The organism is Paenibacillus sp. J14 (assembly GCF_000518465.1).
GTDB classification, from domain to species: domain Bacteria; phylum Bacillota; class Bacilli; order Paenibacillales; family Paenibacillaceae; genus Fontibacillus; species Fontibacillus barengoltzii.
On the sequence record NZ_JADQ01000001.1, the window covers coordinates 89,747 to 112,498 of the forward strand.

A 22,752-nucleotide genomic window follows, 5' to 3' on the forward strand; every position below is an offset into this window, starting at 1 on the left:
GACGGTGAACACGCATGTCATCGGAACCACAACGCATTCCTTGCGTCCTTGCGTTTGATTTGGGCGCAAGCAGCGGTCGGGCGTTCATCGGCGAGATCCGTTCTGAAAGCCCGGATGACACCACCGGTGCCGCCGCTGTCATGCCTGGCGTTCGGAAGCTGCACATCACCGAAATCCACCGTTTCCCGAACGTTCCGGTTCAGATTGGCGGGCACCTGCATTGGGATACACCGATGCTGCTGCGGGAGATCAAGTCGGGCATTCGCAAAGCGTTCCAGGCCGGGTATCGTCCCGAAAGCTGCGCCATCGACACCTGGGGCGTTGATTTTGGTCTGTTGGATCGGAACGTCGAGCTGCTGGGCATCCCGTATCATTATCGGGATCGTCAAACGGAAGGATTGGTGGAGGAAGTGTCTGCCCTGGTTGGGGCAGAGCGTTTGTTCCGCGAAAGCGGATTGCAGTTTATGCCCTTTAATACGTTATACCAGCTATATGCCATGAAAAAAGCCGGCTCCCCCAAGCTCGATCTGGCCGAAACGCTGCTGCTCACGCCGGATCTGCTGAGCTATTTCCTGACCGGCCAGCGGGTCTGTGAATTTACGATGGCGACCACGACCGGGCTGTTCGACCCGGGGCGGGGCGCGTGGAACGCCGCGTTGATGGATGAGCTGGGCATCCCGAGCGGAATCTTCTCCGATCCGGTTCCCCCTGGAACCGTGATCGGGGAGCTGACGGCGGAGGTGTGCGCCGAGCTTGATGTGCCGCCGATCAAGGTCGTGGCCGTCGCTTCGCACGACACGGAGTCCGCTGCGGCGGCGGTGCCGGCGGATACACCAGCGTTCGCCTATTTGGTAAGCGGCACCTGGTCGCTGCTGGGGACGCAAATGGCGAAGCCTTTGCTCACGCCGGCGGTGCTGGAACGCCAATTTTCCAACGAAGGCGGCGTAGACGGCACGTACCATTTGCTCAAAAACATCATGGGCCTGTGGATCCTTCAGGAATGTAAACGCAAATGGGAGCAGGCTGGCGAAGCCTACACGTATGCCGAGTTGGTGGAAATGGCGGAACAGGCCGAGCCGTTGCGCAGCTTGATCGATCCGGATGATCTGCGGTTTATGAATCCGGCCGATATGCCGGAGGAGATCCGGGCGTATTGCCGGGATACCGGTCAGCCGGTACCGGATTCGCCTGGTGCCTTCGCCCGCTGCATCCTCGAAAGCCTGGCGCTCCGCTACCGCCAGGTGCTGGAGCAGGCTGAAGAGCTGACCGGCTCTCGATTTACCGGGTTGCATATGGTGGGCGGCGGAACTCAGAACGAGCTGCTCTGCCGCTTAACTGCGGAGGCAATTGGCCGCCCGGTATGGGCGGGACCGGTGGAGGCCAGCGCCATCGGCAATCTGCTGGTTCAGCTGCGGACCGGCGGCTGGCTGCATGACCTGCAAGAAGGCCTGGAAATGGTGAAGGCTTCATTCCCGATACAGGTGTATGAGCCGGAGCAAGCGACCAGGCCGGAGAACGAGAAACGCAGCGCTCTCTGGGCTGCCGCCTATGAGCGATTCGAACGATTAGGGAGGTCGATCCCATGCTAAAGGGCATATCCAGCTTAATTTCGCCGGAACTGCTGAAGGTTTTAATGGAGATGGGGCATTCGGACGAGATCGTGCTTGCCGACGGCAATTTTCCAGCTGCGAGCCATGCCCAGCGATTGATTCGTTGTGACGGTCATGGCATTCCCGATTTGCTGGAAGCGATCCTGCCCTTGTTCCCGCTCGACAGCTACGTGGACCATCCGGTAGCGTTGATGGCGGTGATGCCCGGCGACCCAGTGGAAACACCAATCTGGGACGACTATCGCAGAATTGTAAGCCGCTATCATCCAGCGGACCAGCCGTTTGAAGAGGTTGAGCGGTTTGCTTTTTACGAGCGGGCCAAACAGGCGTATGCGATCGTCTCCACCGGGGAGAGAGCGTTATATGCCAATCTCATTCTGAAAAAGGGCGTCGTCACACCCTAAAGCTCAAACACGGATCTGGGGGGCTGCCGCAAGGTATGCCCTCTTTTATCGTCGGATAAAAGCGTTTACAATAAAAGAGATTGCGGCCCTGTCAGATGAACATAAACAGGCAAGCTTCGAAGGAGAGGAGTGGACGACAATGAGGTATACGGCATTGGTGACCGGGGCCGATCACGGCATCGGTTTGGCATTGGTACGCCAGCTGCTTGAGGAAGGGCACCTGGTTTTTGCCGGGAGATATAACCTTCAGGAACAGGCGTTGCCGGAGCTGGCTGCAACGTACGGCGATCGGCTTATCCTCGTGGATCTGGATGTGGGGAGTGATACCAGTGTACAGGCTGCTGCAGCCAAAGTGAAGGAGCATACGGATTCGCTCGATTTGCTGATCAATAATGCGGCGATTCTGGGCGATATCGAAACGACGGTGCTTGGCAAACTGAATTTTGAAGACATGCTGCAGGTGTATAACGTGAATGCACTGGGGAGCCTGCGTATGACGAATGCCATAATTGAGCTGATCCTGAACAGCAACGGCCGTACGATCGTCAATATCTCTTCGGAAGCGGGCAGCGTTGGCCAGTGCTACAGAGACAGTTGGTTCGCTTATACGATGTCGAAGACGGCGGTGAATATGCACTCGAACGTCGTACATAACGGCATCAAAGCGCAAGGCGGACAAGTGCTGGTGCTGCATCCCGGTTGGGTGCAGACGTTTATGCGCGGCGAGAAGGATTCTGCGGCGACCCTCACACCGGAGCAATCCGCTAGCAAACTGTGGGGCATTATCCGCGAGGCGATGGAACGGGAAGACAGACCTCTGGAGAAGCCCATATTCCTCGATATAGAGGGTCAGGTGTTACCATGGTAGGTTGAGAACCTTATTTTTTCATTAGTGAAATTAATGGATAAAAAATGGAGGAATGATCAATGGAGTATACGTATTTGGGACGTTCCGGTTTAAAGGTAAGCAAGCTGTGTCTGGGCACGATGAATTTCGGCGTGAACACCGATGAGAAGGAAGCGTTCCGGATCATGGATGCGGCGCTGGACGCGGGAGTGAATTTTTTCGATACCGCGAACATTTATGGATGGGGCAAAAACGCCGGTAAGACCGAAGAAATCATTGGCCGCTGGTTTGCCCAAGGGGGCGGACGCCGGGAAAAAGTCGTGCTGGCAACGAAGGTACACGGCGATATGAGCGATCCATTGGACGGTCCGAATAGTCCGGCAGGATTGTCGTCCTACAAAATCCGCCGGCATCTGGAAGGCTCGCTGCGCCGTTTGCAAACCGACCATATCGAGCTGTACCAGATGCACCATATTGATCGTAATGTGTCCTGGGATGAGTTGTGGGAAGCGTTCCAAATTGCGATTGTCCAAGGGAAAATCGGTTATGTCGGGTCCAGCAACTTTGCGGGCTGGGATTTGGTGAAGGCGCAATATGAGGCGAAGAACCGCCATATGCTTGGCCTCGTCTCGGAGCAGCACAAATATAATTTGCTCTGCCGTTTACCGGAGCTGGAGGTGCTGCCGGCGGCGGAGCATCTCGGGATTGGCGTCGTAGCCTGGAGCCCGCTGGATGGCGGATTGCTGGGCGGCAACGCGGCGAAGAAGCTGGCGGGTTCGCGCACAGCGAATGACAACCGCTACGAGAAATTCCGTACGCAGCTTGAGGCGTTTTCGGCACTTTGCCGGGAGCTGGGTGAAAGCGAGGCGAACGTGGCATTAGCTTGGACACTGGCGCATCCGGCGATGACTGCACCGATTATCGGACCGCGTACGTTGGAGCAGTTCCAAGATACGCTCCGAGTGGTCGAGATCAAGCTGGATGAAGCGGTGATGAAGCGATTGGATGAAATTTTCCCAGGCCCAGGCGGTGCAGCACCTCAAGCTTATGCTTGGTAAAAAGAGAGGGGGAGACGGAAGATGAGTCATGTGCGGAAGCAAGCCTTGGTGATCGGGAATAACGCGGATGCGCCGTATCATCCGTTGGACGCAGTACAGGAACAGTTACGGCAGATACTGCAGGACGATTTCGAGCTGACGACCAGCTTGGACTACGATCAGTTGGCCTCAGGTGCCTTGGAGAAATACGACCTCTTCATCTCCTATACCGACCGCTGGGAGGAGGCGGTGAGCGCGGAGCAGGCAGCGGGACTGCTCACTTATGTGGCGAATGGCGGCGGGCTGCTTGTCGTGCACAACGGAATCTCGCTGCAGGTGCGCCCGGAACTGGCCCAGTTGATCGGCGCTAAATTTATAGAGCATCCGCCTTACACGGAGCTGGAGTTTGGGGTGGCAGTTGACTCTGGCGGCGCCAGTCATCCGGTTGTGGAGGGAATCGAACCGTTTACGTTGGCGGAGGAGCCTTACCGCTTCGAATTCGATCCGTTCTGTGCCAAAAAGGTGCTGCTCACGTACCGCCATGAGGGCCAGGATTGGCCGGCGGCTTGGGCGCATTCATACGGACTTGGCAAAGTGGTATTCCTGATGCCGGGGCATCATCTGCCTTCGTTCCAGCATCCCGAAGTGGCAAAGCTGCTGCGGGGCGGGGCCAAGTGGGCTGCAAAAGCAAAATAAGTTAAAGGAAGAACTGATCCTTATAGCACATCAGTTGCTTATGGGATCAGTTCTTTTTTTGATGGAGGAGGTGGAGATGAGGTGCTCGTTGCGGGTCTTTTTAAGGATTATCCCGCTTAGTCAGGTTCAGGTGCAAAACAGGGTGGCGTTCCCCATACGACGTTTCCTGTTCTTACCTCTGTTCTTACTTCTGTTCCTGCTTCTGCTTCCGATTCCGATACTGTCTCTGCTTCTGTTTTGCTTGATTCTGTTTGTGCTTTGTATCTGCTCTGCTTTGTATCTGCTCTGCTTTGTATCTGCTCTGCTTTGTTATGCTCTGTTCCTGTTCCTGTTTCTGTTTTTGTTACCTGTTTCCGTTCTCTATTCTCTGCTCTCTGTTACCCGCTGCCGCAGTCCGTTGCCCGTTGCCGTTCCCCGCTCCCTGTTTCCATTCCCTTACCGATTCTCCATTTCTCGTTCCTCACGAAGCAACAAATAATGCAGATCCTTTCTCTGAATTGTACCTCCTGAGCTCCAGACCACCACCTGAGCGAAAGGGATAATGGTGCAAAAGGGGCAGAAGAGAGGGGTAAGAGAGGTCAAGCGAGGTCAAGTGAGGGGGACAGAGTGCTAAAGCAATATTTTGTGAAAGCGCTATACCCAAAACAACCCAAATGGTTTAAAATTAAAACAAACAAAAATAAAGAAAAAACCAAACAAACCCAAATGGAGGTAGTTCAAGAGATCATGGTACAGAACTTATGGGACTCATCTAAAGCATCGGTATTATCCTCAGATTTGGAGCAGCTGGTTTACCGATCGAATCTGCTTGGTGCAGATCGTCGGGTTTGTAACTGGGGCGGCGGTAACACATCGAGTAAAACGATCGAGAAAGACTTCCGCGGCCGTGACATTGAGGTGATGTGGGTGAAGGGCAGCGGCTCGGACCTGGCGACGATGAAGGCGGGCAACTTCACCGGATTGCGCATGGACGACATCCGTCCGCTGTTTGAGCGGGAGGAAATGACGGACGAAGAGATGGTCGCTTATCTGGCAAATTGCATGATTGACGCCAAACATCCACGGGCATCAATTGAAACGCTGCTGCATGCGTTTTTGCCGTTTAAGCATGTGGACCATACCCATCCGGATGCGATTATCAGCTTGTGCTGCGCTGACAACGGCCAAGAGATTGCCCGGGAAATCTATGGCAACCGTTTTGTCTGGGTGCCTTACATTCGTCCGGGCTTCAAGTTGTCCAAAATGATCGCCGAAGGCGTGCTGGCTAACCCCAATGCGGAGCTGGTGCTGATGGAGAAGCACGGTTTGGTAACCTGGGGGGAGACGCAGGAGGAGTGCTACGCTAAAACAATAGCCATTATCAATGAGGCGGAAGCGTATATTGAAGCAAAAAGCGCTGCTCAAGCCGCGGAAGGCCGCGTATTTGGCGGGCAATTTGCGAAGCCGTTGGAAGAAGCGCAACGCCGGGCCATTGCAGCCGAAATCATGCCGCTGGTTCGGGGGCTCGCGAGCGGGGAGAAGCCGGTCATCGTGACGTTTGACGATGAGGGGGATGTGCTAGAATTCGTTGGCAGCCGGGATGCAGGCGAGCTGTCGCAGGTTGGCGCCGCGTGTCCGGATCACTTGGTGCACACCAAAGTGGTTCCCCTGTTTATCAACTGGAAGCCGGATGCTGCCGATGTCGCTGGGCTTAAGGAGAAGCTGCAGGCGGGCATTGCCGAGTATAAAGCTCAGTACCAGGCTTATTTCGAACGCAACAAGCAGGCGAATGACGTGATGTTTGATGCGGCACCGCGGGTAATTTTGATTCCTGGCATCGGGATGTTAAACGCTGGAAAAAGTTGGGTGAATTCCAAGCTCAGCGGAGCGTTATACCATCGGGCGATCGCGGTGATGAAAGGCGCGACGGCCATTGGCCGGTTCGTATCGCTTAGCGAAAACGAATCCTACAACGTTGAATATTGGCCGCTGGAGTTGTACAAATTGTCGCTGGCTCCTGCCGAAGCTGAATTTTCGCGTAAGGTTGCGTTTATCACTGGAGGCGCTGGCGGCATCGGAAGCGAAACGGCACGCCGATTGGCGGAAGAAGGGGCTCATGTCGTGCTGGCGGACCTCAATCTGGAAGGGGCGCAAAAGGTTGCTGCCGAGATCAACGCCAAATACGGAGAAAATCGAGCGTTGGCCGTGAAAATGGACGTAACGCAGGAGGAGCAGGTTGCACAGGCGTATGCCAAAACCGCTTTGACCTACGGTGGAGTTGATATTATCGTCAACAACGCTGGTTTAGCCACGTCCAGCCCGTTCACCGAAACGTCGCTGCAGGAATGGAATCTGAATATGTCGGTGCTGGGAACGGGATATTTTCTCGTTGCGCGGGAAGCGTTCAAGCTGATGAAGGAGCAGGGGCTCGGTGGAAGCATGGTGTTCATTGGCTCCAAAAACTCCGTATATGCCGGCAAAAACGTTACGGCCTACAGCTCCGCCAAGGCGTTGGAGGCTCATTTAGCCCGCTGTATTGCGGCGGAAGGGGGAGAACTTGGCATTCGGGTGAATACGATTTTGCCGGATGCGATTTTGCAGGGCTCGGCGATTTGGAACTCCAACTGGCGGAACGAACGAGCGGCCGCTTATGGTATTGAGCCGGATCAATTGGAGGAGTATTACCGCAAGCGTACGACGCTGCTGGTTAATATTTATCCGCGAGATATTGCGGAAGGGGTTGCCTTCTTCGCTTCGTCCAAGGCGGCGAAAACGACCGGATGCATGTTGACGATTGATGGCGGTGTTCCGGCGGCTTTTGTACGGTAAGGCAGAATCTTTACATGTGAAGATTGCTTCTAAGTTGGAGATCAAGTCATGGGAGGTGCGAGGATGGAGCGGAGGAATCAAACGGACACGATAACGGCAGCGGCGAAGACGGACATCAAAGTATCCATGTTCGCTACCTGCATCGGCGATGCGGTGTACCCGCGAATCGCGGAAGCGATGGCCCGTTTGTTGGCCCGGGTGGGGGTCCGCCTGGAATTTCCGCAAGGTCAGACTTGCTGCGGCCAGCCGGCGTTTAACAGCGGGTATTGGGAGGAAGCTCGGCGGTCGGCGGCTACGCTGCTGGAGGCTTTTGCGGACAGCGATTTCGTGATTGGACCTTCCGGCTCGTGTATCGGGATGATCCATCACTACCCGAAGCTGTTTGAGCACGACCCGGTGCGGCTGGCGATGGCCGAAGAACTGAAAGCAAAGTCGTATGAATTTACCCAGTTCCTCGTCCAGGTGCTGGGCATAACCGATCTTGGGGCGGCGTTTCCGCATAAGGTCACGTATCATCCGTCCTGTCACGGCAGCCGGTTGCTTGGCATTCAGGAGGAGCCGATGGCGCTGCTCCAAAACGTCAAGGGTCTGGAGCTCGTCCCGCTTCCGTTTGCGGAGGACTGCTGCGGGTTCGGCGGAACGTTTGCGGTGAAGATGGCGGATATTTCCGGAGCGATGGTGACGGAAAAAGCGGATCACGTGCTGGAAACGTCCGCTGAGGTGCTGACCGGTCTGGATATGGCCTGCCTGATGAATATCGCCGGTCAACTGCGCTACCGCCGCCAGCCGGTACGAGTCATGCATCTGGCTGAACTGCTGTACGAAGGAGTGAGCGGAGCATGAGGACTGTGAAGGAACGGGCAGAGCTGGCGCTCAACAATGAGTTTTTGCGCAAAGCAGTGCGCTTTACAACCGAACGGTTGCGGGACGGGAAGCGCAAAGCCTCCGAAGACCATGGCAACTGGGAGGAATGGCGGGAACGAGGACGGCAAATTCGCCTGCATACGATCGCGCATCTTGATTATTACTTGAATCGGTTTGCCGAACAAGCCCGGGCGAATGGGGCGCATGTCCATTTTGCCGAAACGGGAGCGGAAGCGGTGAAGATCGCTTTGGAGATTGCTGCTCATAAAGCAGCCCGCTCTGTCGTGAAGTCGAAATCGATGGTCAGCGAAGAGCTGCACATCAATCGAGCGCTGGAGGAAGCGGGCATCGAGGCGGTGGAGACCGATCTGGGGGAGTATATCATTCAGCTTGCAGGGGAAGCACCTTCGCATATCATCATCCCGGCGATTCACAAGAACCGTCACCAGATCGCCGAACTTCTGTCCCGCGAGGCCGGGGAAGAGCTGCCGCCGGAGACAAGTGTGCTTGCCGGGTTTGTGCGCCGGAAGCTGCGGGAGAAGTTTCTCTCTGCGGACATTGGCATGACCGGTTGTAACTTCGCCATCGCCGAGACGGGCTCGATTGTGCTGTTCGAGAATGAAGGCAACGCCCGCATGGTATCGACCGTGCCCAAAACGCAAATTACGTTTATGGGCATGGAGCGCATTATCCCCTCCTGGAGTGACCTGGAGGTCATGGCTACGCTGCTGCCGCGATCGGCCACCGGTCAGAAGCTGACGGTGTACATGTCCGGTATCACCGGCCCGCGCCGTACGGCGGATGGAGATGGTCCGGAGGAGATGCATATCATCATCCTCGATAACGGCCGATCCGAGCAGCTGGGGGATCCGGAGTTTCAGGAGCTGCTCAACTGCATTCGCTGCGGCGCATGCCTGAATGCTTGTCCGGTCTATCGCCATATTGGCGGTCATGCCTATGGCGGAACGTACAGCGGCCCGATCGGAGCGGTGTTGACGCCAGCGCTTAACAAGAACGTAGCGGAATGGGACGATATTGCTTCGGCCTCCAGCTTGTGCGGCGCTTGTTATGAAGCTTGTCCGGTCAAAATCCCGCTGCACGACATGCTTGTGTATTTGCGTCGCCGCAAGGTTGAGCAAGGTTATGGCAACAAGCTGGAGACGGCGGGGATGAAGGGATTTGCCGCAGTGACGGCGAGTTCCAAACGATTTCATCGCGCGCTGAAGGCCGGAAGAGTTGTCCAGCGGCTAGTTGTACGCAACGGGGAAATTCCGGCGCGGATCGGTCCGCTCAAGGGGTGGAACAAATACCGCATTGCCCCAAGCTTGGCTAACCAACCGTTCCGTGAGCGCTGGGATACTCTTCAGCATGAGTTGCGAGCATCCACTGCCCTAACCGTGACTGCACAGGCGGCACAGGAGCGAATGAAGGCGGCGTTAAACCGGCGTGCGGCGAAGGTGGAAGGGCGTGAAGCAGCGGATCGAACCCAAAGAAGCGCCGGGGATCATGCTGGTCCTGCGTTCGTACGGAAAGAAGGTCAAACCTATGATGGATAACGAATATAACGCATGGCTAAAAAAGAAAGAAGCGGAAGCGCGGCAAAAGCAGGAGCAGTTCATGAACCGGATAGCCGGGAAGTTGAAACGGCCGCGGCAGCAGGAGGCACCGGCACATCCGTTTCGAGGTGCGCCAACGTATTGGCGTGAGCTGGAATGGGGGCTGGAGGAGCGCTTGGCGCGATTTGAAGACAATTTGACAGCAGCCGGCGGGCATGTTGCCCGACTCCCCGATTTAAAGGCGGCCAAGGAGTTTATCACGGTCAAGGCGCAAGAGCTTGGCGCCCGTTATATCGTGCGCCAGGACGATCGGTTACTCACGGAGCTTGGGCTGGATGAAGCGTTGGCCGCCGTGGGAGCTAAGGTGTCCGTATGGAACGGGCCCCGTGATGAGGCCTGGATCGCCCGGGCCGCAGAAGCGGACTTCGGCATCGTAGCGGCGGACTCTGCCGTCGCCTACACCGGTTCGCTGGTCGTTCAGTCTGCGGCAGAGAAAGGGCGCTCGGTCAGCCTGCTGCCGACAGCACTGTTCGCCATCGTCCCGGTCGAACGGCTAAAAACCCGCCTGGGCGAGGTGCTGGAGACGTTTGATGCAGCCGGGCGTGAAGCCCTGCCTGCGGGCATCCATTTTATCTCCGGCCCCAGCCGCTCGGCGGATATTGAAAACGATCTCACGATTGGAGTGCATGGCCCAGGCATCGTGTTCGCCCTGCTGGTCGGTTAAGCCGAGTGAGGAAACGAGTGTGCTAGTACAACACTTCGATGTTCTTGCTTTGCAGCAGCTCCAGCCAAGCTTCCGAAGGGCGCTGGTCGGTGATTAAATAATCGATCTGCTCCCAATCGGCCAGCTTGACGAAGGCATTCTTGTCAAACTTCGTATGGTCAGCCAGCAAAATCACTTTGTCGGCATGGCGAAGCATATGCTTCTTCAGTTCGCATTCCGGCTCATTGGAATCGGAGATGCCTTTGTCCGGCGTCATGCCCTTGCAGCTGATCACGGCGGTGTCGACGTTGTACTTCTGCACCGTTTCCTGGGCGGCAGGACCAACCAGCGACAGGGAACGGGCGCGCAGCGAACCGCCGGTGGAGATAATGTTCAGGTTCGAACTGGCGAATTCGTGGAGGACGCTGACGGAATTGGTAATGACGGTGATGTTGTTCTTCGAATGCAGTGTCTTCAAAAATTCAAAGCAAGTCGAGCTCGGGTCGACCATCAGCGTGTCGCCGTCGTTTACCAAATCGATGGCCTTCAGTGCGATGGCCCGCTTGATCTCCACGTTCAGCGTGTTCCGCGTCGTATATGGCAAGTCTTCGTTCGTGTGCCGATTCAGCATCGCGCCGCCGTAGGAGCGGGTTGCGATACCTTCTTTCTCGAGCTTTTCCAGGTCACGGCGGATCGTCTCCTCCGTCACTTCGAACATCCGGCTGAGCTCGGATACCAGAACACGCTTGTCCTGATACAGCAGGTCGATAATTTTTTGTTTGCGTTCTGCCGCCAACATGGCGTTCACCTCGGGTCCGTTCATATTGTCAAGACGCCAGGGTCTTGATTCCTTCCCATCATAGCGAGAAAAAGGGGCGATTGGCAACCGGTTATGAGGAAGCGAGCGGAGGCGACCAGAGGAACATTTTCACGAAAAAGACAAAAACAAAAATAAAACAACATATTAATTGTTTGTTTATGTTGACTTCAAAGAAAAACAGACATAGGATGAAATTAGGAACAGGCAGCATTCCAGAGCGAGGTGCGTTTAGCGATGAGAGATTACGTTGCCGTGGATATCGGCGCCTCCAGCGGGAGGCTGGTAAGGGGAACCCTGCAGGACGGACATCTGTCGCTGCAGGATATCCACCGGTTTGATAACGGGTTTTCTGAGCGTGACAGGCATTGTTACTGGGATATCGATCATTTGTACCGAGAAATTCTCCGCGGCTTGCAACAGGCGAAAAAGCTCGGCATCGAGCGCTGCACGTTGGGCATCGATACATGGGCCGTGGACTATGCGTTGTTGGACCAGAAAGGTGAGCGGATCGGCGAAGTATATGCTTATCGCGATACCCGGACGAACGCGGCGGTCCCTCAGGTACACGCGATTATCCCATTTGCACGGATCTATGAGAAAACGGGGATTCAGCATTTAGCCTTTAATACGTTGTATCAGTTGTATGCGCACGATCGTGAGGAGTTGGCGAAAGCCAAGCACATCTTGCTTGTACCGGATTATCTCCATTATTTGCTGACCGGGCAGCGGATCAGCGAGATGACTAATGCGTCAACCACCTCTTTGCTGAATCTGCAAACCCGCGACTATGATCCGGAATTGCTCGCGCTTCTGGGGCTGTCCCGATCGAAGTTTCCGGCTCTGACGGAGCCGGGGACGCGGCTGGGGGCCATCAAGCCGGAGCTGGTTCAGGAGTATGGGCTGCCCGAATGCGAGTTGATCGTGGCGGCGACGCACGATACGGCTTCTGCGGTGCTGGGCGTACCGGCCAGCGGTGATTCGTGGGCGTATCTGAGCAGCGGGACCTGGTCACTGATCGGGGTGGAGCGACAGGAGCCGCTCGCGACCCCGGAAGCGATGGAGCACAATTATACGAATGAATGGGGCGCGTACGGGACGTACCGTTTTTTGAAAAACATCATGGGCATGTGGCTGCTCCAAGAGGTCCGGAAGGATTACGGAAAACAGCACAGCTATGCGGAATTGGTGGAGCTGGCCGGGGCTGTGACACCGCTTGGGTCCCTGATCAACTGCAACGATGACCGGTTCCTAAATCCTGCGCAGATGACCGAGGAAATCCGGCAGTATTGCAGGGAGACGAATCAGCCCGTTCCGAGTACACCGGGTGAGGTAGCGCGGTGCATTTTTGACAGTCTGGCCTTATCTTATGACGTTTACATGCAGGAGCTGACGCGGCTCACCGGCCAAAAACCGAAAACGCTCCACATCGTTGGCGGCGGTGCCAACAATGAGCTGCTGTGCCAATGGACTGCGGACGTAGCAGGCATTCCGGTGGAAGCCGGGCCAACGGAGTCCACCGCGCTGGGGAATCTGTTGGTACAGATGATTAGCAGCGGCGCCATTCGCGATATTAGCGAGGGACGTGAGCTGATTCGGCGGTCTTTTTCGATCCGGACGTATGTTCCTCGCGGGAACCATGCCGATGAGATTGCAGAGGCAAGGGAACGGTTCGCGGCTTTGCTGGCGCGGTGACGGTTGGATCGATGATTAGAGCATGAAGCGGATAGCTAAATGAATATGAATCTAAGCCAAAAAGGAGGAGCAAACATGGACAACGCGATTCAAACCAGCTACAACGAAGCGAAGAAGCTATATGAACGCCATGGAATTGACGTCGACGCTGTGCTGGCCCGGCTGGCTCAAATCAAAATTTCGCTGCATTGCTGGCAGGGGGATGACGTTAAGGGATTCCTCAACAAGGATCAGGAGTTGGGCGGCGGCCTGGCGGTTACCGGCAGTTATCCAGGGCGGGCACGGACGCCGGAGGAACTGCGCCAAGACCTGGACCAAGCGCTTCGTTTGATTCCGGGTCAGCATAAAGTCAACCTGCACGCAATTTACGCAGATACGGATGAACCCGTTGAGCTGGACGCGCTGGAACCGCGGCATTTTGCTAGTTGGGTCGATTGGGCGAAGGAGCGGGGGCTGGGGTTGGATTTTAACCCGACCTGCTTCTCCCATGAAAAAGCGAAGGACGGATTTACGCTCAGCCATCCGGACCCGGAGATTCGCAAGTTTTGGATCGATCACTGTAAGGCGTCGCGCAAAATTGCTGAATCGTTTGGTCGCGCGCTTGGGCAGCCTTGCGTCACCAACGTCTGGATTCCGGACGGGTTCAAGGACTCGCCGGTGGATCGGCTTTCACCGCGGGCCCGTCTGATGGAGGCGCTTGACGAGGTTTTTGCCGAGCCAATCGACGAGAAATACAACATCGACGCGGTCGAGAGCAAGCTGTTTGGCATTGGCTCGGAAAGTTATGTCGTTGGCTCGCATGAATTTTATATGGGCTATGCGTTATCCCGGGGCAAAGCGGTTTGCTTCGACGCCGGTCATTTCCATCCAACGGAGACGATCTCCAACAAGCTGTCCTCCTGGCTGTTGTTTGGCCGTGCGCTGCTGTTGCACGTCAGCCGTCCGGTGCGCTGGGACAGCGACCACGTCGTAACGATGGACGACGAGCTGTTGGAAATCGCTCGTGAGCTGGTGCGTGGGGAACTGCTGGACCGCACGCATATCGGTCTCGATTTCTTCGACGGCAGCATCAATCATATCGCGGCTTGGGTCATCGGTACGCGCAACACTCAAAAAGCGCTGCTGCGGGCGATGCTGGAGCCGGTTGACACGTTAAAGCAGCTGGAGCTGGACGGCGATTACACGTCTCGACTGGCGCTGGTCGAAGAGTTTAAATCGTATCCGTACGGTGCGATTTGGGATTACTTCTGCGCTTCCCAAGGTGTGCCGGTGCGGGAGGCGTGGCTGGCGGAAGTGAAAGACTACGAGACGAAGGTGCTCGCGGCGCGGTAACGAAGGTAACTCATGCAGCTGCTTTTTTTAGCATTATATATTTGAGTAAGGAGAGGAACCTACTGTGAGTACAATGTTATCGGAAGTGGAGAAGGGTTGGCGGATCCCAGGTTTGGAAGTCCCGTTTATCCGGGAGATGGCGGAAATTACGTACCATATGTGGCGGTTGGGCTGGGATGAGCGCAACGGCGGCAACATCAGCTATTTGCTCCATGAGGCGGAGGTAGAAAAATATATCGGAACCGCCTCTGCTGCGGTACGCCGTAAGCTGCCGCTGACGTTTCCGGTGAAGGAGCTGGCGGGATGTTATTTTATCGTAACGGGCTCGGGCAAGTATTTCAAAAATGTGATCTCCGATCCGGAGGCAAACCTGGGTGTGTTGCGGGTGAGTGATAGCGGCGATGAGATTGAGGTGCTGTGGGGCCTGCGGGATGGGGCGGTGCCAACCAGCGAGCTGCCGTCCCATTTGATGAGCCATATCGAGCGCTTGAAGGTCGATCCGGCACACCGGGTCATTATGCACTGCCACGCCACGCATACGCTGGCGATGACCTTTGTCCATGAGCTGGACGAGAAAAAGCTGACGAAAACGCTGTGGGAAATGTGCACGGAATGCCTTGTGGTATTCCCCGACGGCATCGGGATCGTGCCGTGGATGGTGCCCGGCAGCCCGGACATCGGGCGGGCGACTGCAGCGAAGATGCGTGAGCACCGCGTGGTGATATGGCCGCAGCACGGGATTTTTGCCGCCGGCACGACGATCGACGAAGCGTTTGGCTTGATCGAGACGGTGGAGAAGGCCGCGCAAATCTACATGCTGCTCGGCGATCGCCCGGTGTTGCAAAAAATCACCGACGCTCAGCTGCGCGACTTAGCGGCCGCATTTGGCGTAACTCCGCAGCCAGGGATTTTGAGCTAGGGAAAGATACAGCAGTTTCGGTCCGCGGGCACAAGCCGTGGGCAGATGCTGAGGTTTGGATTGTGCGTGGAGGGCATGAGGGAAAGGATGGAGAGCTAGTATAGAGGAGAGAATAATCGTAGACATAGTAGACATGTCCAGAGCATGAAAACGGACTCCGTTTTAAATGGGGTCTGTTTTTTCGTGATGAGGTTTTCTCGAAAGGAGCTTGATGAGCTGGAAAGGAGTTTGGTGTGCTGTTGTACGCTTGATGAGTTTGGAAGGAGCTTAATGTGTAGGAAAGCCGCTTGATGAGTTGGGCTAACGGACACAGGAGACGTTATTTGCACCATTTTGCTGGATTTTTGATTCTAACGGACCTCAGTGCGCTTATTCTGCCCAAAACAAGCCTAAGACACCGGATTGGGGCCAACTAAGGTCACCTCTGTCCGTTAAAATTGGGAGAAGGCGCATATGAACAAAATAAGGGCGCCTCGGTCCGTTAGCACTGCAGGGGTGGTGCTGGAAGCGCTGGATGGTGACGGAACAGGGTGGAGCTGGCGTTGCAGCATGGTGATGGATAGTGTTGGCGTTGATCAATGTGCTGGATGGAACTAATGGTGCTGGATGGAACTGAATGGAGCTGGATGGAACCGAATGGTGCTAATGCCGCTGGGGCTCGTGCTGCCAAAAATTCATTTTAATTTCGGGAACCCTATTGTCATTTGAAGTCACGGGAAGTACAATGAGGGTAATTCAACTTGTACGTACAATTAGTAATAAAGTGTCGGAATTAATCATATGGTATGTACAAGTTAGGGAGCAATCATTTTACCTAAGGAGGCGCTTTGGCATGAAATTGAAACCGCATTCATTTTGGTTCGTGACTGGCAGCCAGCATTTATATGGCCCTGAAACACTGGAGGAGGTAGCTGATCACTCCCGTATTATCGCAGAACAATTGGACCAAGACCCGGCGATTGGGTTCCCGGTGGTATTCAAGCCGGTCGTGACGACGCCGGACGAGATCTACAAGCTGATTCTAGCTGCAAATAGCGACGAGACTTGTGCGGGGGTGATCACCTGGATGCACACGTTCTCGCCAGCTAAGATGTGGATCGCTGGCTTATCTCAACTGCAAAAACCGCTGCTGCACTTCCATACGCAATTTAACCGCGATATTCCGTGGGAAACGATTGACATGGACTTCATGAACTTAAATCAATCGGCGCATGGGGACCGCGAGTATGGACATATCGGTGCTCGGCTTGGGCTCAACCGCAAAATCGTCGTTGGACATTGGGAGGACGAGGAAGTTCGTGCATCGCTGGCGGGCTGGATGCGGACGGCGGTCGCTTACGCCGAGAGCCGGCAGCTGAAGGTGGCGCGCTTTGGCGATAACATGCGCGAAGTTGCCGTGACGGAAGGCGACAAGGTTGAAGCGCAAATCAAGTTCGGCTGGTCAGTGAACGGGTACGGCGTTGGCGATCTGGTGCAGGTGCTAAACGAAGTCACCGATGCGGAAGCCGAAGCGCTGCTGAAGGAATATGCCGAACAGTACACCATTACGCAAGCTGGTTTAAGCAGCGGGCCAGTTCGCGATTCCATCGCGTATCAGGCGAAGCTCGAAATTGCCATGAAACGCTTCTTAGAGCAAGGCGGCTTCGGGGCGTTTACGACGACGTTTGAGGATCTGCACGGACTCAAGCAACTCCCAGGTTTGGCTGTGCAGCGGTTGATGGAAGCCGGGTACGGTTTTGGCGGGGAAGGCGACTGGAAGACAGCGGCTCTGACTCGTGTGCTCAAAGTACTGGCGAACAACCAAAGCACCTCGTTTATGGAGGATTACACATATCATTTTGAGCCAGGCAATCACATGATTTTGGGCGCGCACATGCTGGAGGTATGCCCGACGATTGCGGCGACGAAGCCAACGATTGAAGTGCATCCGCTGGGCATCGGCGGCAAAGCCGATCCGGCACGGATGGTGTTCGACGGTCAGGCAGGTCCGGCGGTCAACGCTTCGCTTGTGGATTTGGGCCATCGCTTCCGATTGCTGGTTAACGTGGTTGACGGCGTGAAGGTGGAAAAGCCGATGCCGAAGCTGCCGGTAGCCCGCGTGTTGTGGAAGCCGCAGCCTTCGTTGCGTGAATCGGCGGAAGCGTGGATTTTGGCCGGCGGTGCGCATCATACGGTGCTGTCCTACGCAATTACGGCCGAGAACCTGTCCGACTGGGCGGAAATGGCCGGTATCGAAGCGGTGATCATCGACAAGGATACCTCGGTACCTCGCTTCAAGAACGAGCTGCGCTGGAGCGATGCGGCTTACCGGTTGCGCTAATCGCAGCGGCAGTGACTTGAGTTACAGCGGTGTGACGCCAAACGGGCTTGCTATTGGATAAGGTGTGGGAACAGCCCTCTGCGTTCGCCCGGCCTATGTTACAATAACGGGTAGTAAAAAGAGAACGGTGGCATTGGTGAAGGGTGGACGAAACATGAACGACCGGAAAATTCCGAAATATATGCAGCTGAAAAACGAACTATTGTCTTGGCTTGAGCAAGGAAAGCTTCAGCCTGGGAAACAGGTTCCGTCCGAGAACGAAATTGCCGAGCAGTTTGGCTTAAGCCGGCAGACGGTACGGCAAACGTTTGGCGAACTGGAGAAGGAAGGCTGGCTGGAGCGCATCCAGGGCAAAGGTACGTTTGTCCGGCATCCCGCCCGCCGGGAGAGCGAAGCAGTGAAGACGATCGGCATTATGACGACGTACATTTCCGATTATATTTTTCCCCATATCGTTCGAGGGGCGGAAGCGGAGTTGCGCCAACATGGGTATCGCTTGATGCTGTCGAGCACGGACAATACGAAGGAGAAGGAACGGGACAGCCTGCAGCTCATGACGAGCCAGCCGCTCAGCGGACTGATCATCGAGCCGACAAAGAGTGCGGAGGGGAACCCGAATTTGGGGTATTTTTTGGAGTTGCAGGAGAAGGGGATTCCGTATTTGATGATCAATGCGAGATACCCTGAGCTTGAATGTCCGTGCCTGAAGGTGAACGACGAGGCGGGAGGCCGGAAGGCAGCGCTGTATTTGCTGGAAAAAGGGCACCGGCAGATCGCTGGATTTTTCAAAAGAGATGACCTGCAGGGCGTTAACCGGCTAAAAGGGTTCCTATCCGCCCATCGGGACTTTGGGATTACGGTGTCGCCGCAGCACGTGGTGACGTTTACGACGGAGCAAAAAGGTGATTACACCTATCAAAAAGCGCTGGAATTGCTGCAAAAATCGGAGGATCAGCGGCCAACCGCATTGGTATGTTACAACGACGAGTTAGCGGTGCGGCTGATGGACGCTGCCGCCGCGTGCGGCTTGCGGATTCCCGAGGATTTGTCCGTTATCGGCTTTGACGACTCCAGCCTGGCGTCGGCCTCGGGCACGAAGCTGACGACGCTGACCCACCCCAAAACGGCGATGGGCGAGCTTGCCGCCCGCCAGCTAATCGGGATGATCGAACGGGGAGAGGCGCCGGGCGATACGGTGTTTGAACCGGAGCTGATTGAACGGGATTCGGTGCTGGAACGAACGGTTTTGAAATAAACTGGTACAAGAGAGCTATCAGATCAGACACAACGGGAAATAGACCACTTGTCGGTCACCGTCCTGCTGGAGATCGGCTGGGCGGTGACGCTTTAAGCCGGAATAGGTGCTTGGTAACTTGTACGTACCTTTTATGGGGTTGAAAGACATGGGAGAAGGAAAGGGGACGAAGCTTGCGATGTTGGAAGCCTTAAAACAGCAGGTTTGGGAAGCCAATTTGGAGCTTCCGAAGTATGGACTGGTCACGTTTACGTGGGGAAACGTCAGCGGGATTGACCGGGAGAGCGGACTGTTTGTCATTAAACCGAGCGGCGTGCCGTATGAGGAACTAAAGCCGGAGCATATGGTTGTGGTCGACCTGGACGGTAATGTGGTGGAAGGCAATCTGCGCCCGTCCTCGGATACGCCAACGCATCGGGTGTTATATCGTGAATTCCCCGATATCGGCGGGGTTGTGCATACCCATTCGCCGTGGGGAACCAGCTGGGCCCAGGCAGGGCGGTCGTTACCGGCGTATGGAACGACGCATGCGGATTATTTTTATGGAGAGATTCCGGTGACGCGCCCGATGACACGAGTCGAAATTGAAGGCGCTTACGAATTAGAGACAGGAAATGTAATCGTAGAGCGGTTTAACGAGCTGGGACTGGATCCGAACCAGATGCCGGGAGTGCTCGTGCATTCGCATGCGCCGTTTGTTTGGGGCAAGGATGCGCATAATGCAGTCCATAACGCGGTCGTGTTGGAAGAGGTGGCGAAGATCGCCGCTCGCATGCTGCAGATCAATCCGAATACGCCGGCGATGGATCAGGCACTGCTGGATCGGCATTTTTTGCGGAAGCATGGAGCCAATGCCTATTACGGGCAGAAATAACGAGAACATAGCAGGGAGGGGTTACGATGAGCAAGGGGAAAAAATACACGATTGGCATTGACTACGGCACCCAGTCCGGCCGCGCCGTGCTGGTGGATTTGTCGGACGGACGCGAAGTCGCCGATCATGTGACGCCGTATCCGCACCATGTGATTGATGAGCGGTTGCCTGGCTCCGGGATCAAACTGGAGCACGACTGGGCCTTGCAGCATCCCGGCGATTATATTGAGGTGCTGCGTCGCTCGGTGCCTGCAGTACTCCAGGAATCGGGTATCGATCCGGCGGATGTGATCGGGATTGGGATCGATTTTACCGCCTGCACGATGCTGCCGGTGGACGCGCAAGGCCAGCCGCTCAGCTTCGATCCGGCGTTAGCCGATAACCCGCATAGCTGGGTGAAGCTGTGGAAGCACCATGCGGCTCAGCCGGAGGCAGATAAAATCAACGCGATTGCGGCGGAGCGGGGAGAAGCGTTTTTGGCGCGATACGGCGGGAAGATTTCGTCCGAGTGGATGATTGCAAAAGTATGGCAGATTCTCGATGAAGCGCCGGAGATCTATGAGAAGTCGGATCTTTTTCTGGAAGCGACCGACTGGGTTATCGCGCAAATGACCGGCAACATCGTCCGCAACAGCTGCACAGCGGGATACAAAGCGATTTGGCATAAGCAGGACGGATATCCGAGCAAGGAGTATTTTAAAGCGCTGGATCCTCGTCTGGAGCATTTGACGGATACCAAACTGCGCGGCGACGTGATCCCGCTGGGGACGAACGCGGGCGGACTGCTGCCGGAGATGGCCGAGATGATGGGCCTGACGCCGGGCATTGCCGTGGCCGTGGGCAACGTGGACGCCCATGCCGCCGTACCGGCGGTTGGCGTTGTGACGCCGGGCAAGCTGGTGATGGCGATGGGGACCTCCATTTGCCACATGCTGCTGGGGACGGAAGAGAAGCAAGTGGAAGGCATGTGCGGCGTCGTTGAGGACGGGATCATCCCTGGCTTTTACGGCTATGAAGCTGGGCAATCGGCTGTGGGGGATATTTTTGAATGGTATGTTGAGGAAGCGTTGCCTGCGTACGTGAAAGAAGCGGCAGAGAAGGAAGGCCTGAACGTTCACCAATGGCTGGAGCGGGAAGCGGCGGCGTATAAACCGGGACAAACCGGTCTGTTGGCGCTCGACTGGTGGAACGGCAACCGGTCCGTGCTGGTGGATACGGATTTGACCGGCATGATCCTCGGGATGACGCTGCTGACCAAACCGCAGGAGATTTATCGGGCGCTGCTGGAGGCAACGGCTTTTGGTACGCGCAAAATTATCGATGCGTTTGTTCGAAATGGGGTGCAAGTGGACGCGTTGTATGCCTGCGGCGGACTGCCGCAGAAAAACCGCCTGCTGATGCAGATCTATGCGGATGTGACGAACCGCGAGATTTTTGTGGCAGATTCCAAGCAGACGCCAGCCCTCGGCGCGGCGATGTTCGCAGCGGTGGCGGCAGGCGCGGAAGCGGGCGGCTACGACTCGATTCTGGATGCAGCCCAGAACATGGCTCGCGTTAAAGAAGAAACGTTCAAGCCGATCCCGGCGCACGTTGATGTATACGAGAAGCTGTATCAAGAATACAGCCATCTGCACGACTACTTCGGCCGCGGCGCAAACGACGTGATGAAGCGGCTGAAGCGAATCAAGCAATCGGCGGAGTAAGCGGAGGGAAGATGCAGGGGAGTGAGGAAACTTGTTCAAGGGCTGTCCAAGGACGGTGTAAGGACTGGAAGCTTCGCTCCCCTTATGCTAAGTTCATAATCGCTGATTTAAGCCGGAACCGTGGGTGTTGCGAGTGATGAGTTAGGGAACTTTTTTCGCTGATCGGGGAAGTGTGGCATTTGTAGGACCATGAGGTTTTGGATGTGGTTTTCAGAAAGTTGCAGGAAGTTGATGGATGGTCAAGGGAGGGAATTCCATGCTGCAAGACAGAACGTTGGAGCAGTTGAAGGTGATTGAACTCGACCGCGGGGTCATCCGAAAGGTTGCTCCTTACTTGCTAGAACAAGGTTATCGCCAAATCCTGCTGGTAGCGGATGATCACACGTATGCGGCGGCGGGAGAGCAGCTGATGGGGTTGCTGGAAGCGGCGGGCGTGAAGACGCGCGTTGTTCTCATTCAACCGGATGCGCAAGGCGATGTAGTTGCTGACGAGATTGCGCTCGTTCAGCTGTTGCTGGAGATCCGCCCTGACGAGACGGGTGCGCTTCTGGCGGTGGGTTCCGGGACGATCCACGACATCGTCCGGTTTGCCGCCCACAAAACCGGCAAGCCGTTTGTGTCAGTGCCGACCGCGCCGTCCGTGGACGGCTTCACCTCGGCGGGCGCGCCGCTGATTGTGCGAGGGGTCAAAAAGACGGTGCCGGCGGTGCCGCCGGTGGCGATTTTCGCTGACCTCGACATCCTGATGGCGGCCCCGCAGCGGTTGGTGGCTGCGGGCTTTGGCGATATGCTCGGGAAATACACGAGCCTGTTCGATTGGAAGTTCTCCCACCTGACAGCGGGGGAACCTTATGACGAACAGGCGGCGGCGATTACCGAGCGCGCGCTGCGCAGCTGCGTGTCGCACGCCGAAGCCATCGGCGCGCGCACGGAAGAAGGGATCCGCGCCTTGATGACGGCGCTGATCGAATCGGGCATCGCCATGCTGCTGTTCGGGCAGTCGCACCCGGCCTCCGGCGCAGAGCACCATCTCTCCCATTATTGGGAGATGGAGTATTTGCGCCAGGGCCGTCGGGCGCTGCTGCACGGTGCCAAAGTTGGCGTTGCCTGTGCGGAAATCGCCCGCGTGTACCACGCCGCGGGCGAAGGGACGCTCCCGGGCGCCGAGCCTGCGGCGCTCCGGGAGCACCGGGAGCAGGTCCGCGCCTGGCTGCGGGACCTGCCCGGCGAAGCCGAGCTCCGCGGCCTGCTGCGCCAGGCCGGCGGGCCGTCCACCCTCGCCGAGCTGGGCGTCGGCGAGGAGCTGTTCGCG

General features: G+C 56.2%; 18 protein-coding genes and 1 pseudogene. 18 read left to right on the forward strand and 1 reads right to left on the reverse strand.

The window, feature by feature from the left end; genetic code table 11:
- Positions 1–14: 14 nt before the first annotated feature.
- The 9 genes from M891_RS0100360 (at position 15) to M891_RS0100400 (ending at position 10,546) form a co-directional block, all read left to right on the forward strand.
- A complete protein-coding gene (locus M891_RS0100360; RefSeq protein WP_028537396.1) occupies positions 15–1,589 on the forward strand; it encodes a rhamnulokinase in 1,575 nt (524 codons plus the stop codon).
- On the forward strand, positions 1,583–2,014 hold the full coding sequence (gene fucU, locus M891_RS0100365; protein ID WP_016311325.1) for an L-fucose mutarotase: 432 nt from the start codon (positions 1,583–1,585) through the stop codon (positions 2,012–2,014). The genes M891_RS0100360 and fucU overlap by 7 nt, the downstream gene beginning before the upstream one ends.
- A gap of 139 nt (positions 2,015–2,153) precedes the next feature.
- Complete coding sequence (locus tag M891_RS0100370) at positions 2,154–2,882, forward strand: SDR family NAD(P)-dependent oxidoreductase (protein WP_028537397.1); 729 nt, start codon at positions 2,154–2,156, stop codon at positions 2,880–2,882.
- Between the two features lie 59 nt (positions 2,883–2,941).
- Positions 2,942–3,919, forward strand: a complete 978-nt coding sequence (locus tag M891_RS0100375) for an aldo/keto reductase (RefSeq protein WP_016311327.1) — start codon at positions 2,942–2,944, stop codon at positions 3,917–3,919.
- 21 nt (positions 3,920–3,940) lie between these two features.
- Positions 3,941–4,594: a ThuA domain-containing protein gene (locus tag M891_RS0100380; protein WP_028537398.1), complete on the forward strand. Its 654-nt coding sequence runs from the start codon at positions 3,941–3,943 to the stop codon at positions 4,592–4,594.
- A gap of 726 nt (positions 4,595–5,320) precedes the next feature.
- The gene (locus M891_RS0100385) at positions 5,321–7,402 is read left to right on the forward strand and encodes a bifunctional rhamnulose-1-phosphate aldolase/short-chain dehydrogenase (RefSeq protein ID WP_028537399.1); all 2,082 of its coding nucleotides are present in this window, start codon (positions 5,321–5,323) and stop codon (positions 7,400–7,402) included.
- A gap of 114 nt (positions 7,403–7,516) precedes the next feature.
- Positions 7,517–8,245: a (Fe-S)-binding protein gene (locus M891_RS0100390; protein ID WP_028537400.1), complete on the forward strand. Its 729-nt coding sequence runs from the start codon at positions 7,517–7,519 to the stop codon at positions 8,243–8,245.
- The gene (locus M891_RS22975) at positions 8,242–9,822 is read left to right on the forward strand and encodes a LutB/LldF family L-lactate oxidation iron-sulfur protein (RefSeq protein WP_084628772.1); all 1,581 of its coding nucleotides are present in this window, start codon (positions 8,242–8,244) and stop codon (positions 9,820–9,822) included. The genes M891_RS0100390 and M891_RS22975 overlap by 4 nt, the downstream gene beginning before the upstream one ends.
- Positions 9,815–10,546 carry a LutC/YkgG family protein gene (locus M891_RS0100400; RefSeq protein ID WP_028537401.1) on the forward strand — a complete coding sequence of 244 codons (732 nt, stop codon included), beginning with the start codon at positions 9,815–9,817 and terminating at the stop codon, positions 10,544–10,546. The genes M891_RS22975 and M891_RS0100400 overlap by 8 nt, the downstream gene beginning before the upstream one ends.
- Before the next feature lie 22 nt (positions 10,547–10,568).
- On the opposite strand, the gene M891_RS0100405 is transcribed toward M891_RS0100400, so the two are convergent.
- Positions 10,569–11,324, reverse strand: coding sequence for a DeoR/GlpR family DNA-binding transcription regulator (locus tag M891_RS0100405; RefSeq protein WP_028537402.1), 756 nt, complete (start codon positions 11,322–11,324; stop codon positions 10,569–10,571).
- 255 nt (positions 11,325–11,579) lie between these two features.
- On the opposite strand from M891_RS0100405, the gene rhaB reads away from it, so the two are divergent.
- The 9 genes and pseudogenes from rhaB to M891_RS26105 all read left to right on the forward strand — a co-directional run.
- A complete protein-coding gene (rhaB, locus tag M891_RS0100410; protein ID WP_036699024.1) occupies positions 11,580–13,037 on the forward strand; it encodes a rhamnulokinase in 1,458 nt (485 codons plus the stop codon).
- Between the two features lie 75 nt (positions 13,038–13,112).
- On the forward strand, positions 13,113–14,369 hold the full coding sequence (rhaA, locus tag M891_RS0100415) for an L-rhamnose isomerase (protein ID WP_028537404.1): 1,257 nt from the start codon (positions 13,113–13,115) through the stop codon (positions 14,367–14,369).
- A 73-nt stretch (positions 14,370–14,442) separates the two neighbouring features.
- Positions 14,443–15,288: a rhamnulose-1-phosphate aldolase gene (rhaD, locus tag M891_RS0100420; protein WP_406878484.1), complete on the forward strand. Its 846-nt coding sequence runs from the start codon at positions 14,443–14,445 to the stop codon at positions 15,286–15,288.
- 453 nt (positions 15,289–15,741) lie between these two features.
- Positions 15,742–15,885 carry a hypothetical protein gene (locus M891_RS25180; RefSeq protein ID WP_157268727.1) on the forward strand — a complete coding sequence of 48 codons (144 nt, stop codon included), beginning with the start codon at positions 15,742–15,744 and terminating at the stop codon, positions 15,883–15,885.
- Positions 15,886–16,120: 235 nt separating this feature from the next.
- Positions 16,121–17,608, forward strand: a complete 1,488-nt coding sequence (gene araA / locus M891_RS0100425) for an L-arabinose isomerase (protein WP_028537406.1) — start codon at positions 16,121–16,123, stop codon at positions 17,606–17,608.
- Positions 17,609–17,762: 154 nt separating this feature from the next.
- Positions 17,763–18,863, forward strand: coding sequence for a GntR family transcriptional regulator (locus M891_RS0100430; RefSeq protein WP_028537407.1), 1,101 nt, complete (start codon positions 17,763–17,765; stop codon positions 18,861–18,863).
- A gap of 178 nt (positions 18,864–19,041) precedes the next feature.
- Positions 19,042–19,737 carry an L-ribulose-5-phosphate 4-epimerase gene (gene araD / locus M891_RS0100435; RefSeq protein WP_028537408.1) on the forward strand — a complete coding sequence of 232 codons (696 nt, stop codon included), beginning with the start codon at positions 19,042–19,044 and terminating at the stop codon, positions 19,735–19,737.
- 26 nt (positions 19,738–19,763) lie between these two features.
- Entirely contained in the window at positions 19,764–21,440 is a 1,677-nt protein-coding gene (locus tag M891_RS0100440) for a ribulokinase (RefSeq protein WP_028537409.1), read from the forward strand.
- A 256-nt stretch (positions 21,441–21,696) separates the two neighbouring features.
- A pseudogene (locus M891_RS26105) lies at positions 21,697–22,185 on the forward strand (iron-containing alcohol dehydrogenase); the annotation flags it as partial.
- Positions 22,186–22,752 lie beyond the last annotated feature (567 nt).

Bases quoted from the DNA above. Each gene is read 5' to 3' on its own strand.
- M891_RS0100405 (WP_028537402.1), bottom strand. From the start codon at position 11,324: ATGTTGGCGGCAGAACGCAAACAAAAAATTATCGACCTGCTGTATCAG.
- M891_RS0100385 (WP_028537399.1), top strand. From the start codon at position 5,321: ATGGTACAGAACTTATGGGACTCATCTAAAGCATCGGTATTATCCTCA.
- rhaA (WP_028537404.1), top strand. From the start codon at position 13,113: ATGGACAACGCGATTCAAACCAGCTACAACGAAGCGAAGAAGCTATAT.
- M891_RS22975 (WP_084628772.1), top strand. From the start codon at position 8,242: ATGAGGACTGTGAAGGAACGGGCAGAGCTGGCGCTCAACAATGAGTTT.
- M891_RS0100400 (WP_028537401.1), top strand. From the start codon at position 9,815: ATGGATAACGAATATAACGCATGGCTAAAAAAGAAAGAAGCGGAAGCG.
- M891_RS25180 (WP_157268727.1), top strand. From the start codon at position 15,742: ATGAACAAAATAAGGGCGCCTCGGTCCGTTAGCACTGCAGGGGTGGTG.
- M891_RS0100375 (WP_016311327.1), top strand. From the start codon at position 2,942: ATGGAGTATACGTATTTGGGACGTTCCGGTTTAAAGGTAAGCAAGCTG.
- araD (WP_028537408.1), top strand. From the start codon at position 19,042: ATGTTGGAAGCCTTAAAACAGCAGGTTTGGGAAGCCAATTTGGAGCTT.
- M891_RS0100430 (WP_028537407.1), top strand. From the start codon at position 17,763: ATGAACGACCGGAAAATTCCGAAATATATGCAGCTGAAAAACGAACTA.
- rhaD (WP_406878484.1), top strand. From the start codon at position 14,443: ATGTTATCGGAAGTGGAGAAGGGTTGGCGGATCCCAGGTTTGGAAGTC.
- M891_RS0100360 (WP_028537396.1), top strand. From the start codon at position 15: ATGTCATCGGAACCACAACGCATTCCTTGCGTCCTTGCGTTTGATTTG.
- araA (WP_028537406.1), top strand. From the start codon at position 16,121: ATGAAATTGAAACCGCATTCATTTTGGTTCGTGACTGGCAGCCAGCAT.
- rhaB (WP_036699024.1), top strand. From the start codon at position 11,580: ATGAGAGATTACGTTGCCGTGGATATCGGCGCCTCCAGCGGGAGGCTG.
- fucU (WP_016311325.1), top strand. From the start codon at position 1,583: ATGCTAAAGGGCATATCCAGCTTAATTTCGCCGGAACTGCTGAAGGTT.
- M891_RS0100440 (WP_028537409.1), top strand. From the start codon at position 19,764: ATGAGCAAGGGGAAAAAATACACGATTGGCATTGACTACGGCACCCAG.
- M891_RS0100370 (WP_028537397.1), top strand. From the start codon at position 2,154: ATGAGGTATACGGCATTGGTGACCGGGGCCGATCACGGCATCGGTTTG.
- M891_RS0100380 (WP_028537398.1), top strand. From the start codon at position 3,941: ATGAGTCATGTGCGGAAGCAAGCCTTGGTGATCGGGAATAACGCGGAT.